Source organism: Algoriphagus iocasae (assembly GCF_014206875.1).
Lineage (GTDB): Bacteria > Bacteroidota > Bacteroidia > Cytophagales > Cyclobacteriaceae > Algoriphagus > Algoriphagus iocasae.
The window spans coordinates 1041131-1057453 of the sequence record NZ_JACIJO010000002.1 but is presented as its reverse complement, the minus strand read 5'-3'; the positions used below and the strand labels follow the sequence as shown (position 1 = coordinate 1057453).

The following is a 16323-nucleotide window of genomic DNA, read 5'->3' as shown; positions in this document are numbered from 1 at the left end:
CCAATATTGGTGATATTTAAGCAGTTTCAATAAAAAAAGAGGCCGAAGCCTCTTTCATTTATTTCCACAAATTAGCCGGATATTCTCCCGCTTCATGTAAATCCTTTAGAGCCTGGATCACTACTGGTTTATCATCTGTGTAGGTAACTCCAAACCATACTTTCCCGCCTTTTAAAATTTCGAAAGCTGATTTGCCAGATTGAATCAAATTGTTCGCAACAGTTGGAATGTAAAATTCAGATTTCAGATTATCTAGGTTGGCAGGAAGAAATTCATTCCACATTTCTTCGATATCCTTAAATACATTGGGATGGAATCCCCAGAAGTTCATACTTACTGGTGTATCCTCTGCAATTTCCAACACTTCATTTTCTCCACGGCTCAGAATTTTATCACCTTCTCTTGCGATAGAAGTTCTTTCCACCATTCCGATCAAATGTCCTTTTTCATTGGTAGCACAAACACCACGACTGACTGTTCCATTTTCAGAAAGCACGTTTTGGATAGCATATCCCACCATCGCATTTAAGTCAGGTTTCACTTCGGAAGTCAGAAATTTACCCACTTCCACAAATGCCTCTCTTCCATAAAAATCATCAGCGTTGATCACTGCAAATGGTTCTTTGATAGCATCCTTCGCACAAAGAACAGCATGGGCTGTACCAAATGGTTTTTTACGATCTGCTTGCTTCAATTCAGCCGGGACAAAACTATCTAAGGACTGAACTACGAAATCAACTTCAATTTTATCCTTCATTTTAGGAAGGAACATTTCTTTGGCTTCTTCGAGGATCTCTTGTCTGACGATAAAAACGACTTTGCCAAAACCAGCTTGAATCGCATCATAAATAGAGTATTCAAGAATGGTCTCTCCGCTAGGCCCAAATCCGTCTATTTGTTTGTTTCCTCCATAACGGCTTCCCATTCCGGCAGCTAATACTAAAAGTGTTGGTTTCTGATTCATAATAAATTGGTTTTGCGGTGGCAAAATTAATTTTTTATTGGTTTGAGACAAACTTCAATTTTGGTAGATTTTCTAAAAAGTGGAATCAAAAACACCCTACTTTTAAAATCGAAACATAGTTTTTCCAAACAAGAGACATCCAGAATACCCATTTTAAAAATATTTTACACTTTTTCATTGACAAGCAGCTATTTTTTTAACCTGCTTTTGATATAGATTTAATTTTTCTATTACCTTCATGCCAAAATTTCAATAAACCACTAAACCCATTGTGAAATATGAAAAAAATAGAGGCGATTATTCGAACTTCTCGATTTGATCAGATCCATTCCTGTGTGGCTGGACTTGGCGTAAAATTCCTCACTTTCTACGAAGTGAAAGGAATGGGTCTTGAACATGCACGTCAACAAACCTACCGTGGGGTTGCTTATGAACCAGCTTACATCCCAAGAACCAAGTTGGAAATTGTCACTGTCGAGGAATTGGTTGAGCCAGTCATCAATTGCATCCTGACCGAAGGAAAAACAGGTGAAATCGGAGATGGAAAAATCTTTGTCTACGATGTACTCGATGCCTATCGAATCAGAAACTCCGACAAAGGAGAAAACGCACTTTAATTTTCATATCACTCTAGAATCATCAAACCTATGCAAGAATTATTTACCGTCAATAACCTTTGGATGATGGTGGCCACTACAATGGTTTTCATCATGCACCTAGGCTTTGCCAGCTTGGAAGCTGGATTGACAAGAGCAAAAAATACTGTAAACATCCTTTTTAAAAATACAATTATCCCTGCTATCGGTCTTTTGACTTATGCATTTGTGGGTTTCAACCTAATGTATCCAGGAGCTGACTTTGCTGGCTCTTTCTTTGGATTCGCAGGTTTTGGTTTACCACTTCCAGAAGGCTGGGATTCCAGCAACTATAATGAGGGGTATACCTTCTTTACTGATTTTATTTTCCAGGCTATGTTTGCCGCTACTGCAGCAACAATTGTTTCTGGTGCTGTTGCTGAGCGAGTAAAACTCGGTCCATTCATTTTCTTCTCTATTCTATATGTAGCTATTTGTTACCCAATTGTTGGAATGTGGAAATGGGGTGGAGGTTTCTTAAACACTCTTGAAACTCCTTTTTATGATTTTGCAGGCTCCACTATTGTTCACTCTGTAGGAGGTTGGGGAGCTTTAATTGGAGCTTATTTATTAGGCCCAAGAATTGGAAAATATACCGAAAGAGGAATGACTGCCATTCCAGGACACAATATTCCAATGGCCACTGCAGGGGTATTCCTACTTTGGTTTGGTTGGTTTGGTTTCAACGGCGGATCCGTATTAAGCGCAGATCCAGGTTTGGTTTCCAAAGTATTTGTCACTACCTGTATTGCGGCAGCAGCAGGAGCATTTGGAGCATTGATTGTGTCGTATTTGAAATTCAAAACTTACGATATCACCATGGTTCTCAATGGAATTTTGGCTGGTCTGGTTGGTATTACTGCCGGAGCTGACCAAATGGGAGTTGGAGAATCAGCTATCATCGGATTTATCGGCGGCGGACTGATTGTATTTGCTGTTGTTTTCTTTGACAAAATCAAAGTGGATGATCCTGTAGGTGCTATCTCTGTACACTTAGTAGGTGGAATCTGGGGAACATTAGCAGTCGGAATATTCGGAGATCTTGCTGGAATGGGACAATTTATCTCTCAGCTGATCGGAGTAGTTTCAGTCGGTGCTTTCTGTGTAGCATTCAGCTGGGTGATTTTCTTCACTCTGAAGAAAACTATTGGAATCCGAGTGGATGAAAAAGAAGAAACAGAAGGTCTGGATATCAATGAACACTCTATGAGTGCTTATCCAGATTTCAACATAAAAGATTAAAAATAAAAACTACCACAACCACCAATCAACCAAGAAAAAGCCCCGAACCTTACGGAACGGGGCTTTTACAATTTTAGACTGGTTGAAAGTAGCGGTTGAGGGTGCTTGGATGGACTTTGCCAAACATATCATAGCACCAATCTCTAAATCCCTCAAGTTCGGATGGTAAAATAAGCTTAAGGCCTTTCTTCAGTTCTCTTTCAAATAAATACGCACTGAAGCTAACTTTTTGCAGAATGGTCTTCACATATTCTATCATAGTTTAAAGAGTTTAGGGTTTATTAACTGAAATTAATTACTAGTACGGAAGCATTTATCCGGATGTTACGTTAAATAAGGGCTTCTAAAAATAGAATATTCCCTAATTTCGCAACCATGATTAAAACGATCCTTCAAACAGCTTTGGTATTTCTGTCATTGTTAATTTTTAACAATGCCTACAGCCAGAATGTCCAAATAGAATTGGGTCCGGATGAAATTGGATTGAATGAAACGTTTACGATTAAAGTAACCTTATCCAATGACAAAATAAAGTCCTACGATCAGTTTCCGGAAATCCCAAGCTTTCAGAAACAAGGTATTTCGCAATCATCTTCCATGAATCTTATCAATGGACAGATGAGCAGTTCCAATAGTATCATCCAATATTATAAGCCCACCAAAAAAGGTGATTTCACTTTACCCTCATTTGATATCCTTATTAATGGCCAAGCTTATTCTTCTTCTGGTAAGACCATCAGAGTAGGCGATGCATCCAGTTCTTCTTCCTCAAGATCCCAAGATCCCTTTGCAAATTTCTTTGGTCGACCTTCTCAAACTGAAGAACCGGAATTTGTTGAGCTGGAAGACGATGCATTTTTCTCTTTGGCAGTGGATAAGGAAGAAGTATATGTAGGAGAAGGTTTTAATCTGAGCTTGGCCTTTTATATGTCTGAAGCTAATCAGGCTCCATTTCAGTTTTATGAACCAGGCAGACAATTAGATGAAATACTGAAGAAGGTGAAGCCAAGCAATGTCTGGGAAGAAAATTATAACATCACCAATATTGAGCCGGAGCAGGTTACTATTAACGGAAAGCGATGGACCAGATATAAAGTTTTTGAAGCAACTTTTTATCCTTTTTCAGAAGGAGAAATTGAAATCCCAAGAATCTCTTGGGAAATGATCAAATACCGTGTTGCAAAGAATCCGACCTTCTTTGGAGCTAATAGACAAGAAGATTTCAAAACTTTTATTTCCAGCGCAAAAACCATTAAGGTAAAGCCTTTACCTCCGCACCCATTGAAAAATGAGGTAAGTGTCGGTGAATATCAGCTTCGTGAAAACATCAAGGATATCGAGGTGGAAACCGGTCAAGGTTTTGATTATAATCTTGGAATCAGTGGAGTTGGAAATATCAATGCCATCCAACCTCCAAAAAGACTTCCCGGTGCCAACCTAAACACATATGATCCGAATGTAAGACAGCAGATCAACAGAGGTTATGGCAGGGTCTCTGGAATCAAAGAATTTAATTATTACATCACCATCAACGAGGCTGGAGAAATCAAACTTGGAGACCATTTTGAATGGATTTATTTTGATCCAGTGAGAGAGGTTTATGATACGCTGAAGCCACAGGCAGTCGTGAGGGTCGTCGGTGAAAGTAAAGTAAACCAAGCTTTGTCCAATCAGAGACTTGGTGGACTCTACGATAGAATCGATGTGGAAGACAACAGGTTTTTAAACGAGCAATATAAATACTATTTTACGACCGCAATCAATGTGCTTTTATTGGCATCAGTCATTTTACTGGCGGTTTTGATCATAAGAAAGAAGTAATGGGGAATTCATTTGGTAAGCTATTCAAGATCACCACATTTGGTGAATCACATGGAGTAGCTTTAGGAGTAACATTGGAAGGCTGTCCTGCCGGTTTGGAAATCGATGAAGCAAAAATCCGCCTGGAGATGCAGCGGAGAAAGCCTGGCCAATCCAAAATTACCACACAAAGAAAGGAAGAAGATGAAATTGAAATTCTTTCAGGTGTTTTTGAAGGAAAAAGTACTGGCACTCCTATCGGGATTGTGATCAGAAATGCCGATCAGAAAAGTAAAGATTACTCTCATATCTCGGACAAGTTCCGTCCTTCCCATGCAGATTACACTTATTTTGAAAAATACGGAATCAGAGATTACCGTGGCGGGGGAAGAAGCAGTGCAAGAGAAACCGCTGCAAGAGTAGCAGCTGGCGCTATTGCAAAACAATTGTTGGATCATTATGGAGTCACTGTACAGGCTTTTGTTTCTCAGGTGGGAAATTTAAAACTAGAAAAACCTTATCAGGAATTAAATCTAGGGCTAGCGGAAGAAAATATCGTGAGATGCCCTGACCCGGAACTTGCTGATCAAATGATACAATTGATCGATGAAGTGAGATTGGATCGGGATACTATTGGTGGAGTAGTGACTTGTGTCATCAAAAACACGCCTGTTGGGATCGGAGAACCAGTTTTTGATCGACTTCATGCAGAGCTTGGTAAAGCCATGCTTGGAATCAATGCCGTGAAAGGATTTGAATATGGAAGCGGTTTTGACGGAGTGACCATGCGTGGATCTCAGCATAATGATGCTTTCATCAAGGAAGGTGATAAAGTAAAAACCAAGACCAATTTCTCTGGAGGAATCCAAGGAGGAATTTCCAATGGTGAAGACATTTATTTCCGCGTAGCATTCAAGCCTGTGGCGACTATTATGAAAGATCAAGAGTCTATCAACGAGGCTGGAGAAAGCATTACAGTTTCGGGAAAAGGAAGACATGATCCATGTGTAGTCCCTCGAGCTGTACCGATTGTGGAAGCCATGGCGGCATTGGTCATAGCTGACAATATAATATTGGCAAAAAGCAATAAACTTTAAGGCTTAAAGAATATCTAGATGTTAAAAAAAATACCCTTACACACCCAAATCATTATAGGCCTCGTGCTGGGTTTGGTTTTTGGGTTGGTGGTTATTAAAACTGCGATCCCCAATTCCTTTACCCTAGACTATATCAAGCCGATCGGTACCATCTTTATTAATTCCCTTAAGATGATAGCAGTACCGTTGGTTTTAGCCTCTTTGATAGTAGGGGTTTCCAACTTGGGTGATATTTCCAAACTGAGCCGAATTGGAGGAAAAACGATCGGTACTTATTTAGTAACAACAGTGATTGCAGTAAGTATCGGGTTACTCTTGGTGAATATTTTCTCTCCAGGTAAGAGTCTTCCTTCAGAAACCAGAGAAAACCTCATGAGTATGTATGAGGGGGACGCGGGATCTAGAGTAGGTCAAGCCGCTGAATTGCAGAAACAAAGCCCATTACAACCATTAGTCGATATAGTGCCTCAAAACGTATTTCAGGCAACGACTGATAATGGTGCGATGCTTCAGGTTGTATTCTTTGCTATTATAGTAGGCATTTCACTTCTTCAGATTCAAAAATCAAAAGCAGAACCAGTCATTGCATTTTTTGACGGGATGAATGATGTCATCATTCAGATCGTCAATTACATCATGCTCATTGCACCCTATGGTGTTTTTGCATTGATGGCTTCATTGATTGTTGAAATTGCAGGAGAAAACCCTGACTCTGCTATTCAGCTTCTTTTAGCTTTGCTAAAGTACAGTCTAGTGGTAGTGGGAGGACTGTTTACCATGGTTTTGGTCGTTTATCCTTTAATATTAATGGCTTTCACAAAAGTGAAATACAAAGACTTTTTCAAGGCGATCCGTCCAGCTCAACTTCTTGCATTTTCTACCAGCTCAAGCTCAGCAACATTGCCTGTGACGATGAAGCAAGTAGAAGAGGAACTTGGCGTTTCTGAAGAAATTTCCAGTTTCGTACTTCCTTTGGGAGCGACTGTAAACATGGATGGTACGAGCTTATACCAAGGGGTAGCCGCTGTTTTTATTGCTCAGGCTTTAGGAATGGAGTTGACTCTGACACAGCAATTGATGATCGTTTTGACAGCAACACTTGCATCCATAGGATCAGCTGGTGTTCCTGGAGCAGGATTGATTATGCTAATTATTGTCCTTGAATCCATTGGGGTTCCGGCGGCAGGAATTGCTTTGATTATTGCTCCAGATAGAATTCTGGATATGTTTAGAACTGTCGTCAATGTAACAGGAGACGCGACAGTTTGTACAATCGTCGCAAGTACAGAAGGGGAATTGCCAGATGGATTGATTAGAAAATCGAATCCTCTAACTCCGAATGAGTAAGGAACATGAAAAATAAAAAAGGCTTCTCTAGAGAAGCCTTTTTTTGATTCAGTTTATTTCAAACTACCAATCATATCTTCTGGTTTCACCCATTCATCGAATTGCTCGCTAGTCAATAAGCCTAAAGATATGGCTGCTTCTCTTAAGCTAGTTCCTTCTTTATGCGCTTTCTTCGCGATTGCAGCAGCATTTTCATATCCAATATGTGGATTAAGAGCTGTCACCAACATCAATGAATTTTCCAGGTGTCGCTTGATCATCGCGTCATTTGGCTTGATACCCACGGCACAGTTGTCATTGAAAGAAACACAAGCATCACCAATTAATCTAGCTGACTGCAAGAAGTTCGCTGCGATCAGCGGCTTAAACACATTCAATTCAAAGTGACCAGTTGCGCCACCGATGGAAATTGCTACATCATTGCCCATCACCTGTGCAGCCACCATGGTCAATGCTTCAACCTGAGTAGGATTCACTTTTCCTGGCATAATGGATGAACCTGGCTCATTTTCAGGGATCAAAATTTCGCCAATTCCTGATCGTGGACCAGAGGAAAGCATACGGATATCATTTGCGATTTTCATCAAACTTACCGCTACTTGCTTCAATGCTCCATGAGTTTCCACCATGGCATCATGTGCTGCCAAAGCTTCAAATTTATTTGGCGCAGTTATGAAAGGCTGCTCAGCAATGTCTGCAATCTTTTCAGCCACTAACTCTGCATATCCTTGAGGAGTATTCAATCCTGTACCTACCGCAGTTCCACCAAGTGCCAACTCAGAAAGGTGAGACAAAGTATTTTTTATTGCTTTTAATCCATGATCCAATTGAGCCACGTATCCACTAAATTCCTGTCCCAATGTTAGTGGAGTAGCATCCATGAAGTGCGTACGGCCGATCTTCACCACTTTTCTGAATGATTCAGCCTTCGCTTGTAATGTATTTCTTAATTTCTCTATTCCTGGCAAAGTCGTTTCCATCACCATTTTATAAGCTGCGATGTGCATTGCTGTAGGATAGGTATCATTTGATGACTGTGATTTATTCACATCATCATTTGGGTGGATTTTCTTTTTAGAATCTTCCAGCGATCCGCCAAGTAGAACATGAGCTCTGTAAGCAATTACCTCATTGGTATTCATGTTAGATTGAGTACCAGAACCGGTCTGCCATACTACCAAAGGGAATTGATCATCCAGCCTTCCATCCAAAATCTCATCACAAACCTCTCCGATCACAACAGCTTTGTTTTTTTCCAAAACTCCCAATTCTGCATTCGTGAAAGCTGCCGCTTTTTTCAAGATGGCAAATGCCCTGATTATTTCAATTGGCATTCTGTTCTTTTCTCCACCAATTTTGAAATTATTGATAGATCGCTGAGTTTGGGCTCCCCAATATTTATCAGCAGGAACCTCAACAGGCCCCATGGTATCATGTTCGATTCTTACACTCATATTTTCGGAATATTGAAATTGATTTTGCCAAAATTAAGGCTTCTGGTCTTTTTTCCCTAACAAGCGAAACTAATCCTTCAACTGAAAATTAATGAGTTGATGGAATATCTTTCTTGAAGACTTCACCTGCCTGTTAAAAAAGTATATCGCCAAAGCATAATTAGCAACTGCCAAGGAAGCACAAATAACTCCATAGTTAAAATTATAGATCATAAAAAAGAAGAAGCTTGCAAATGCAACCAACACAATGCTCCAAAATATCAGAAAAAATGTGGCTCCCGGGAAAAGTTTAAATTTCAAAAAGATGATACTTCCCCTAGGAGTTGCTTCTACCTCTCCTATAATAAGTGGCAGGAACGTATCTCCTTTGTCCACCACTTTGGAAACCCTAAACCCATTTTGCCCTACCATTCCATTAAATTTCACGTCTTTGTTTCCTCTCGATCTCTGATCCAGATAGTTGACCTCAGAAGTCACTCGCATAAGATGTCCCAGCACTTCCTTTTTAGAAAGCACGCTGACAATGGTTTCGGTATGGACAGGAATTAAATTCAAGTTTTTCTACTTCACGGCGATACAGGAAATTTCAACATTCACATTTTTAGGAAGCTTACTTACTTCTACTGTTTCTCTTGCCGGAGGGTTTACTTTAAAATACTGCCCGTATGCTTCATTAATAGTACCAAACTCATCCATATTTTTAATAAAAATGCTGCATTTAACCACGTCAGAAAACCCAAATTCTGCTGCTCTCAATACCGCTTCAAGATTCTTCATCACGGCATGCGTCTCTTCGGTGATATTTTCATTGATTAATTCCCCTGTATCTGCATCTAGAGGGATTTGACCGGAAACATAAAGGGTATTTCCTGCTAACACAGCCTGAGAATAAGGTCCAATGGGAGCTGGTGCTTCTTTTGTGAAGATAATTTTATTTGCCATTTTTTTAAGTATCAAGTATCAAGATTTTAGTACAAAGTTCCAGTACAAATTTAGGTTAAAATAAAAGGGTGATAAACTTCCTTCCTGTTTATTGAGACTGCCTACTGCCAACCGATTACTGCTTCTTTGCCTCATTCCAATAAACATCCATTTCTGCCAAAGTCATATCAGCTAGACTTTTCCCCGATTCTCTGGCTGCGTTTTCTAAATATTGGAATCTCTTTATAAATTTTAAATTCGTTTTTTCCAGTGCTTCTTCGGGGTTGATATCGATAAACCTTGCATAATTGATCAGGGAAAAAAGCAAATCCCCAAATTCACCAGTCGCCTTTTCCTTATTGATTTCCGAATCAGAAGCTGCATTAAATTCCTCTTTGAATTCTTGCATTTCCTCCTCCACTTTCTCCCAGACTTGGTGCTTTTCTTCCCAGTCAAATCCGACTCCTCTTGCCTTCTCTTGGATTCTCATGGATTTGATCAAAGCTGGAAGTGATCTAGGAACGCCCCCTAATACAGAAGTATTTCCTTTTTCCTTCAGTTTTATCTTTTCCCAATTCTGTTTTACAGCTTCTTCATCATCCGCTTTGGTATCTCCATAAATATGAGGATGCCTTCTGATTAGCTTTTCACAAAGTGAATCGATCATTGTGCTAATGTCAAAGTTTCCTTCTTCGGATCCGATTTTAGCATAAAACACAATGTGCAATAGTATATCGCCAAGCTCTTTCTTAATTTCTTCAGGATTTCCTTCAAGAATAGCATCAGATAGTTCAAAAGTTTCTTCGATGGTCAAATGCCTTAAACTCTCGGTTGTTTGCTTTTTATCCCATGGACACTGTGCTCTCAGCTCATCCATGATGGTCAATAATCTATCAAAAGCAGCTAATTGCTGGGCTCTGGTACTCAAATTTGTCATTGTGAAGGAAACTAACCTGGAATTGTGGACGTTTTCGAAGTAAAGCTTTAAATTTGCGCAAATTTATCCGTTATGGCAACTGTATATCTAACCCTGGGCTTTGTGGCGTTGTTCTTCATTTTGATGTCAGTAAGGCTGATTTTCTTAAAGAACGGTGAGTTCAAAGGCACCTGTGCTTCACAAAACCCTTATTTGAATAAAGATGGTGGCACCTGCAGCTATTGTGGAAAAACTGTAGACGCTAACAGCGGATGCGGCAATCCTGACAATGAAGTAGATAAAGTCATGGCCAAATTCAAATAAAATTCAATCTTCGTCGAGTCTTCGACTTTTTCATTTTAACATATAAAATCACCATACGTGTCGCTAATCAAATCTATCTCCGGAATCAGAGGTACTATAGGAGGTAAAGCCGGCGAAGGACTAACTCCTGTCGATGTTGTAAAATTCACTTCAGCTTATGGAGCTTGGGTCCTGGAAAATACTGGAAACCCTAAAATCGTCATTGGAAGAGATGCTAGAATCTCTGGAGAAATGGTTTCTAAGTTGGTTTCTGCCACACTTCAAGGAATGGGAATCCATGTAATCGACCTTGGGCTAAGCACCACTCCTACAGTAGAATTTGCAGTTCCTTTGGAAAAAGCCGGTGGTGGAATTATCCTAACTGCCAGCCACAATCCAATCCAATGGAACGCACTAAAACTTTTGAATTCCAAAGGAGAGTTTATTTCCGATTCTGAAGGAAAAGATATTTTAGAAAAAGCTGATAAAGAGGATTTCTCTTTCGCTGAAGTTAAAAAACTTGGAGAATACACCCTCCTAGACGATTATATCGACAGACATATTCAGCATGTACTGGATTTAGAATTAGTTGATAAAGAAGCGATTGCAGCTAGAAACTTTAAAATAGTAGTAGATGCAGTCAACTCAACAGGAGGAATTGCTGTTCCAAAACTTTTAAGAGCACTTGGTGTCACCGAGATCGAAGAGATGTTCTGTACACCAGATGGTCACTTCCCTCATAATCCGGAGCCATTACCAGAGAATCTCAGAGATATTTCCCAGAAACTAGAAAAAGGAAGTTTTGATTTAGGAATCGTTGTGGATCCTGATGTGGATAGACTTGCTTTTATCAATGAAGATGGAGCTCCCTTTGGCGAAGAATATACTTTAGTCGCTGTAGCTGACTATATTCTTTCCAAAACGAAAGGAAATACTGTTTCCAACTTAAGCTCCACAAGAGCTCTTCGCGATGTAACTGAGAAGCACGGTGGTGTCTACACTGCCGCTGCTGTGGGTGAAGTAAATGTGGTGAACCAAATGAAAGCCTCAGATGCCATCATCGGTGGTGAAGGAAATGGTGGCATCATCTATCCAACTTCCCATTATGGTCGAGACGCTTTAGTGGGAATCGGATTATTCTTGACTCATCTGGCAAATTTTGGAAAGACGATTTCGAGGCTGAGAGCAACTTACCCTAATTATTATATCTCCAAAAACAAGATAGAACTCACTCCTGAAATTGATGTGGACAATATCCTTTTGGAAATTAAAGAGAAGTACAAAAAGCAACCTATCAACGATATTGATGGGGTCAAAATAGAATTTGACAAAGAATGGGTACATTTGCGAAAGTCTAATACTGAGCCGATTATCCGAATTTATTCAGAATCTGAATCAGAGGCTACTGCTGAGCATTTAGCAAAAAAGATCATGCAGGATATCAAGGAGATTGTAAGCAAATCTCTTATCTGATTCACTGCGAAATATAAAACCCAAGTATAGTAAAGATGAATGTTTACTTAGATAATGCTGCTACCACGGCAATGGATGAACGAGTGATAGAGGCAATGCTTCCATTCATGAAGTCTCATTACGGAAACCCATCTTCCGTTCACAGGCAAGGTAGAGAAGTGCGAACTGCGATCGAGAAATCAAGAAAGAAAGTAGCAGAATTACTAAATACCAGTCCATCTGAAATATTCTTTACCTCAGGAGGTACAGAAGCGGACAATACAGCCATCGTTTGCGGAATCGAAAGCCATGGAATAACTCATGCGATCACTTCTCCTCTTGAGCATCACGCGGTACTTCATACGTTAGAAGTCTGTGCAAAAAAAGGGTTGATCAAACTGAGCATCCTTGATGTGAATGAAAAAGGCGAAATCGACCTTAATCAACTGGAAGAGCTTCTTCGATCCAACCTGAATTCATTGGTTTCTTTAATGCATGCGAATAATGAAATAGGAAACTTAAACGATTTGAATAAAATCGGAAATCTTTGCAAGGAATATGGAGCATTTTTCCATTCTGACACGGTTCAGACTATGGGGCATTATGTTCATAACCTTAAAGAACTACCAGTTAACTCGCTAGTAGCTGGAGGACATAAATTTCATGGACCAAAAGGCTCAGGATTCCTGTATGTTAACAAGGATAAAAAAATCCATCCATTTATTTATGGAGGAGCTCAAGAACGAAACATGCGTGGGGGAACAGAAAATGTTATTGGAATTATAGGGATTACTAAAGCGCTTGAGTTAGCCTATTCTGAAATGGAAAGTCATCAAGCACACGTAATCTCATTAAAGAATCATTTCATCAAAGGTATTCAGGAAGCTATTCCAGGAGTTACTTTCAATGGGTTATCAGGAGATATTGAGAAAAGTCTTTACACAGTCTTAAACGTGAGTCTTCCTCCTTCAGAAGCAAATAGAGGTATGCTGTTATTCAATCTAGATCTGGAAGGAATATCAGCTTCCGGTGGATCTGCATGCAGCTCTGGCGCAACTGTTGGATCCCATGTACTTCGTGCCTTGAATCACAATCCTGAAAGAGATGCGGTACGATTCTCATTTAGCAGGTATAACACAATTGAGGAAATCGATTACACGATTTCAAAGCTCAAAGACCTTTATTTGGTTGAAGCATAAAAAAAAGGAGCCAATTGGCTCCTTTTTTTATTTCTGCGTCATCATTTGAGGAGGTTTATACCCAATGGCATATGGAGTCCAAATTTCGTAAATAGGATTTCCAGTCGAGCTTTTACCAGAATGATGCCATTCTCCATCTATCACTTCAAAGTCAAAACCTAAACTGGCACCAACTCTACTATCATCTCGGGAAAAGAAGGTGATGTTTTCGACATATTTTCCATTTTCGGCGGTATAAATTCCTCCACCTGAACCCGAAAACTCTTTTGTTTCAGAATTAAAGGCAACCCACTGAAAACGGCCTCCACCCAATATTTTAATCGTTCTTCTGGCACCTGGTGTAGATCTCGAGATTTCCCCATCTCTTTTCCTACCTGTAATTACCCAATTCCCTGTCAAGTCATCCACTTTCTCAGGAAGCTTCTCCCAAATCTCCACTAACATTCGACCGTTTATCTCAGAGGAGATAACCATTTTGCCATTAGTGAGATCCAATTTATACTTATTGGTTGTTCCTACTTGAAAAGGGTCGAGGGTAAAAAAGTCGAGGGTTTCATAATAATTTCCATCCCGGAATTCGTAAGGCCCGCCACCAGCACTTATAAAATGGTTGTCGGCTTTTTTTTTTGCTCCAAAAGCGAAATAATTATCCTGATAGATTTTCACATATTCTTCATCAGTGATCTCTCTTCCATCTTGATGGGTTAGTTTCCATGCCCCATCTAAGTCTTGGGCATTAACCCAACCAAAAATTAAAAATAAGGGCAGTAAAGCAAATCTTTTCATGATATAGAGGGTTTAAAAACTATTTTCTACTGAAATTCATTAAGAATTAGCAGAAAACCAATCATTTTGACTCTTATTCCCTTTAGAAAGGAAAAAATTAATCTCGCTAATAGCTTTCTGATTAGAATTTATTGAAAAACTACCATGCTTGATTCCAATTTGATGCATTTTGCATCTGGTTCAAAAAAGAAATGAATTTTAATATTTCGAATTGATGAGAAAATTTACGCTGGGAACTAGCAAGGAACAAATCATATACATGATCAATGAGCGATCAATTAAACGAGTCTTGGTTGGGGATAAAAAGATCGCTCTAGTGAGAATAGAAGATGAATTCTTTGCATTTCAGTCATTTTGCCCACATAGAGGAGCTTCTTTATTAGAGGGCTCAATTAATTCTATAAATGAGATCATTTGTCCTCTCCACCAATACCGTTTTGAATTAAAATCAGGTAGAGTCTCTGCAGGTTCTTGTGCAGATTTAGAAACTTATCCCACAAGCCTTACGGAAAATGGGTTGGTCATCACATTGCCTTAATGAAGCTTAGAACCATTAGGAACTGGGGTTTCTACACCTGCGAGAATAATTCCTCCTTCGCTGTGGGTAAATCCAGTCACTAAAACCTCAGACATAAAATCTGCAATTTGCCTTGGTTTAAAATTACAAACACAGATCACTTGCCTTCCAATCAAAGTCTCCGGGGTATAATAATCTGTGATTTGAGCAGAGGATTTTTTGACGCCAATTTCATCTCCCAAGTCTATCCAAATTTTATAGGCGGGTTTTCGAGCTTTCTCAAAAATTTCTGAACGTATTATCGTACCAATTCTTAATTCAATTTTGTAAAAATCTTCGTAGTCAATCGTTTGCATAGACGAATTTTTTTATAATTTTAGGAACCTTTTGCAATTTCTGAAGTTAACTGTAATAGAATACTATTTTACGAATGTATATGAAATCCACATTTCCTTTTAAGAAAATCGGCTTTTCGGTACTTGCCCTACTTGGGATGTGCCTTTTTGCAGGTGAATCTTTGGCTCAATCCGAGCAGGAGAAAGTGGATTTAGAGAATGTAAAACCTTTGGATAAGCCAATTTCTGATGAATTAAACCAAAATTTAGACTCTGGTTCTCCTAAAGTTTTGAATACAAAGGTATTGCCTGCACCATCTACTAGTAATAAAGTTGCGGTAAAAAGAGATCTTCCAGCAGGAGGAATTGATAAAGATGCTAAAAAAGAAGAAGCAGCCCCATCAACGCTTTCCTTTAACATCTTCCTCTACATAGTAGATAAATTTAAAGCTGACTAAGAAAAAGTTTATAAAGTAAAAAAGAGGTTTAAAAACCTCTTTTTTTTTATCCTTTTGAGATGAATTCTTCTAGATCCTTAAGCTCTAACATCCCTTCATAAAAAGCTCTTCCAAAAACAGCTGCACCAAGTCCGAGATCTCTTAATTTTTTGAAATCATCGATATTTCTGACTCCACCACTTGCTGCGATATGAAGATTTGGAAATTTCTCAACGAGTTCTGCATATAGATCAAAATTTGGTCCTTGCATCACCCCGTCCCTAGTGACATCTGAACATTTTAGATATTTCAAACCTCTATCATAGAAAAACTCGATATGATCGAAAAGGTCTATTTCGGTCTTCTTTAACCAGCCTTTAATTTTGATTTTATGATCTTCCGGATTGGTATCAGCCGCTAGGTTGATTTTTTCTCTCCCATAAGAAAGAATAAACTGACTGAAACGCTCAGGGTGGTTTGCTGCTGCAGAGGCTATGGTTACAGTTTTAGCTCCAAATTCAAAACATTTGATCACATCGCCGTCAGTCGAAATACCACCTGTAAAATCAACACTTAAATTTGTATACCCCGCGATTGCTTCAAGAATATGATAATTCTTTGGCTCACCTCTTCTGGCTCCATCCAAATCCACCAAATGCAGTCGCTTAATCCCAATAGATTCAAATGCCTGGGCTATCTCAAGGGGATTATTGGAAATTGCTTCTTCCGTAGCAAAATCACCTCTCTTGAGCCTAACGCATTTGCCATTGATTAACCAAATAGATGGAATTATTTCAAACATGGATTAAAATTAAAGGGTATTTAGGAAAAATTTCAAATAAGTTTTCCTTAAAGATAATACAGAAGTGCTAATCCTAACTTCGAAATTTTGAAAACTATCAAAATTTTATAATCTGG

Annotated in this window: 18 protein-coding genes; 10 read left to right on the top strand and 8 right to left on the bottom strand. The window is 39.2% G+C overall.

Annotated features, from left to right (window positions below; translation table 11 throughout):
* Positions 1 to 58 precede the first annotated feature (58 nt).
* The gene (locus tag FHS59_RS11920; RefSeq protein WP_184495365.1) at positions 59 to 964 is read right to left on the bottom strand and encodes a nucleotidyltransferase family protein; all 906 of its coding nucleotides are present in this window, start codon (positions 962 to 964) and stop codon (positions 59 to 61) included.
* 278 nt (positions 965 to 1242) lie between these two features.
* On the opposite strand from FHS59_RS11920, the gene FHS59_RS11915 reads away from it, so the two are divergent.
* The 5 genes from FHS59_RS11915 to FHS59_RS11895 all read left to right on the top strand — a co-directional run bounded on the left by FHS59_RS11915 (position 1243) and on the right by FHS59_RS11895 (position 7085).
* Entirely contained in the window at positions 1243 to 1581 is a 339-nt protein-coding gene (locus FHS59_RS11915) for a P-II family nitrogen regulator (RefSeq protein WP_184495364.1), read from the top strand.
* Between the two features lie 30 nt (positions 1582 to 1611).
* Positions 1612 to 2841 carry an ammonium transporter gene (locus FHS59_RS11910; protein WP_184495363.1) on the top strand — a complete coding sequence of 410 codons (1230 nt, stop codon included), beginning with the start codon at positions 1612 to 1614 and terminating at the stop codon, positions 2839 to 2841.
* A gap of 375 nt (positions 2842 to 3216) precedes the next feature.
* Positions 3217 to 4662: a BatD family protein gene (locus FHS59_RS11905; RefSeq protein WP_184495362.1), complete on the top strand. Its 1446-nt coding sequence runs from the start codon at positions 3217 to 3219 to the stop codon at positions 4660 to 4662.
* Complete coding sequence (aroC, locus tag FHS59_RS11900) at positions 4662 to 5738, top strand: chorismate synthase (RefSeq protein ID WP_184495361.1); 1077 nt, start codon at positions 4662 to 4664, stop codon at positions 5736 to 5738. Before FHS59_RS11905 ends, aroC begins: the two co-directional genes overlap by 1 nt.
* Positions 5739 to 5756: 18 nt before the next feature.
* Positions 5757 to 7085, top strand: a complete 1329-nt coding sequence (locus FHS59_RS11895) for a dicarboxylate/amino acid:cation symporter (RefSeq protein WP_184495360.1) — start codon at positions 5757 to 5759, stop codon at positions 7083 to 7085.
* 53 nt (positions 7086 to 7138) lie between these two features.
* Here the strand turns inward: FHS59_RS11895 and fumC are convergent, their stop codons facing one another.
* The 4 genes from fumC to mazG form a co-directional block, all read right to left on the bottom strand.
* Positions 7139 to 8539: a class II fumarate hydratase gene (gene fumC / locus FHS59_RS11890; RefSeq protein ID WP_184495359.1), complete on the bottom strand. Its 1401-nt coding sequence runs from the start codon at positions 8537 to 8539 to the stop codon at positions 7139 to 7141.
* A 69-nt stretch (positions 8540 to 8608) separates the two neighbouring features.
* Positions 8609 to 9094, bottom strand: a complete 486-nt coding sequence (locus tag FHS59_RS11885; protein WP_184495358.1) for a hypothetical protein — start codon at positions 9092 to 9094, stop codon at positions 8609 to 8611.
* Between the two features lie 6 nt (positions 9095 to 9100).
* Positions 9101 to 9481 carry a RidA family protein gene (locus tag FHS59_RS11880; RefSeq protein ID WP_184495357.1) on the bottom strand — a complete coding sequence of 127 codons (381 nt, stop codon included), beginning with the start codon at positions 9479 to 9481 and terminating at the stop codon, positions 9101 to 9103.
* A 115-nt stretch (positions 9482 to 9596) separates the two neighbouring features.
* Entirely contained in the window at positions 9597 to 10397 is an 801-nt protein-coding gene (gene mazG, locus FHS59_RS11875; protein ID WP_184495356.1) for a nucleoside triphosphate pyrophosphohydrolase, read from the bottom strand.
* Positions 10398 to 10469: 72 nt separating this feature from the next.
* Here mazG and FHS59_RS11870 point away from each other — a divergent pair, with 72 nt between their 5' ends.
* From FHS59_RS11870 to FHS59_RS11860, 3 genes are read left to right on the top strand one after another with little or no spacing between them, the layout of a single operon-like run.
* Positions 10470 to 10700: a hypothetical protein gene (locus FHS59_RS11870; RefSeq protein WP_184495355.1), complete on the top strand. Its 231-nt coding sequence runs from the start codon at positions 10470 to 10472 to the stop codon at positions 10698 to 10700.
* Positions 10701 to 10757: 57 nt separating this feature from the next.
* A complete protein-coding gene (glmM, locus tag FHS59_RS11865) occupies positions 10758 to 12152 on the top strand; it encodes a phosphoglucosamine mutase (protein WP_184495354.1) in 1395 nt (464 codons plus the stop codon).
* A 35-nt stretch (positions 12153 to 12187) separates the two neighbouring features.
* Positions 12188 to 13330, top strand: coding sequence for a cysteine desulfurase family protein (locus FHS59_RS11860; RefSeq protein ID WP_184495353.1), 1143 nt, complete (start codon positions 12188 to 12190; stop codon positions 13328 to 13330).
* Positions 13331 to 13357: 27 nt separating this feature from the next.
* Here FHS59_RS11860 and FHS59_RS11855 read toward each other — a convergent pair whose 3' ends face one another.
* Complete coding sequence (locus tag FHS59_RS11855) at positions 13358 to 14116, bottom strand: hypothetical protein (RefSeq protein WP_184495352.1); 759 nt, start codon at positions 14114 to 14116, stop codon at positions 13358 to 13360.
* 214 nt (positions 14117 to 14330) lie between these two features.
* Here FHS59_RS11855 and FHS59_RS11850 point away from each other — a divergent pair, with 214 nt between their 5' ends.
* Positions 14331 to 14654: a Rieske (2Fe-2S) protein gene (locus FHS59_RS11850; RefSeq protein WP_184495351.1), complete on the top strand. Its 324-nt coding sequence runs from the start codon at positions 14331 to 14333 to the stop codon at positions 14652 to 14654.
* Here FHS59_RS11850 and FHS59_RS11845 read toward each other — a convergent pair.
* Positions 14651 to 14989: a tRNA-binding protein gene (locus FHS59_RS11845; RefSeq protein WP_184495350.1), complete on the bottom strand. Its 339-nt coding sequence runs from the start codon at positions 14987 to 14989 to the stop codon at positions 14651 to 14653. The genes FHS59_RS11850 and FHS59_RS11845 overlap by 4 nt on opposite strands.
* Before the next feature lie 80 nt (positions 14990 to 15069).
* On the opposite strand from FHS59_RS11845, the gene FHS59_RS11840 reads away from it, so the two are divergent.
* Positions 15070 to 15426 (top strand): hypothetical protein, encoded by a 357-nt coding sequence (locus FHS59_RS11840; protein WP_184495349.1) that lies wholly within the window; start codon positions 15070 to 15072, stop codon positions 15424 to 15426.
* A gap of 46 nt (positions 15427 to 15472) precedes the next feature.
* Here the strand turns inward: FHS59_RS11840 and FHS59_RS11835 are convergent, their stop codons facing one another.
* On the bottom strand, positions 15473 to 16207 hold the full coding sequence (locus FHS59_RS11835) for a 1-(5-phosphoribosyl)-5-[(5-phosphoribosylamino)methylideneamino]imidazole-4-carboxamide isomerase (RefSeq protein WP_184495348.1): 735 nt from the start codon (positions 16205 to 16207) through the stop codon (positions 15473 to 15475).
* Between the last annotated feature and the right edge of the window lie 116 nt (positions 16208 to 16323).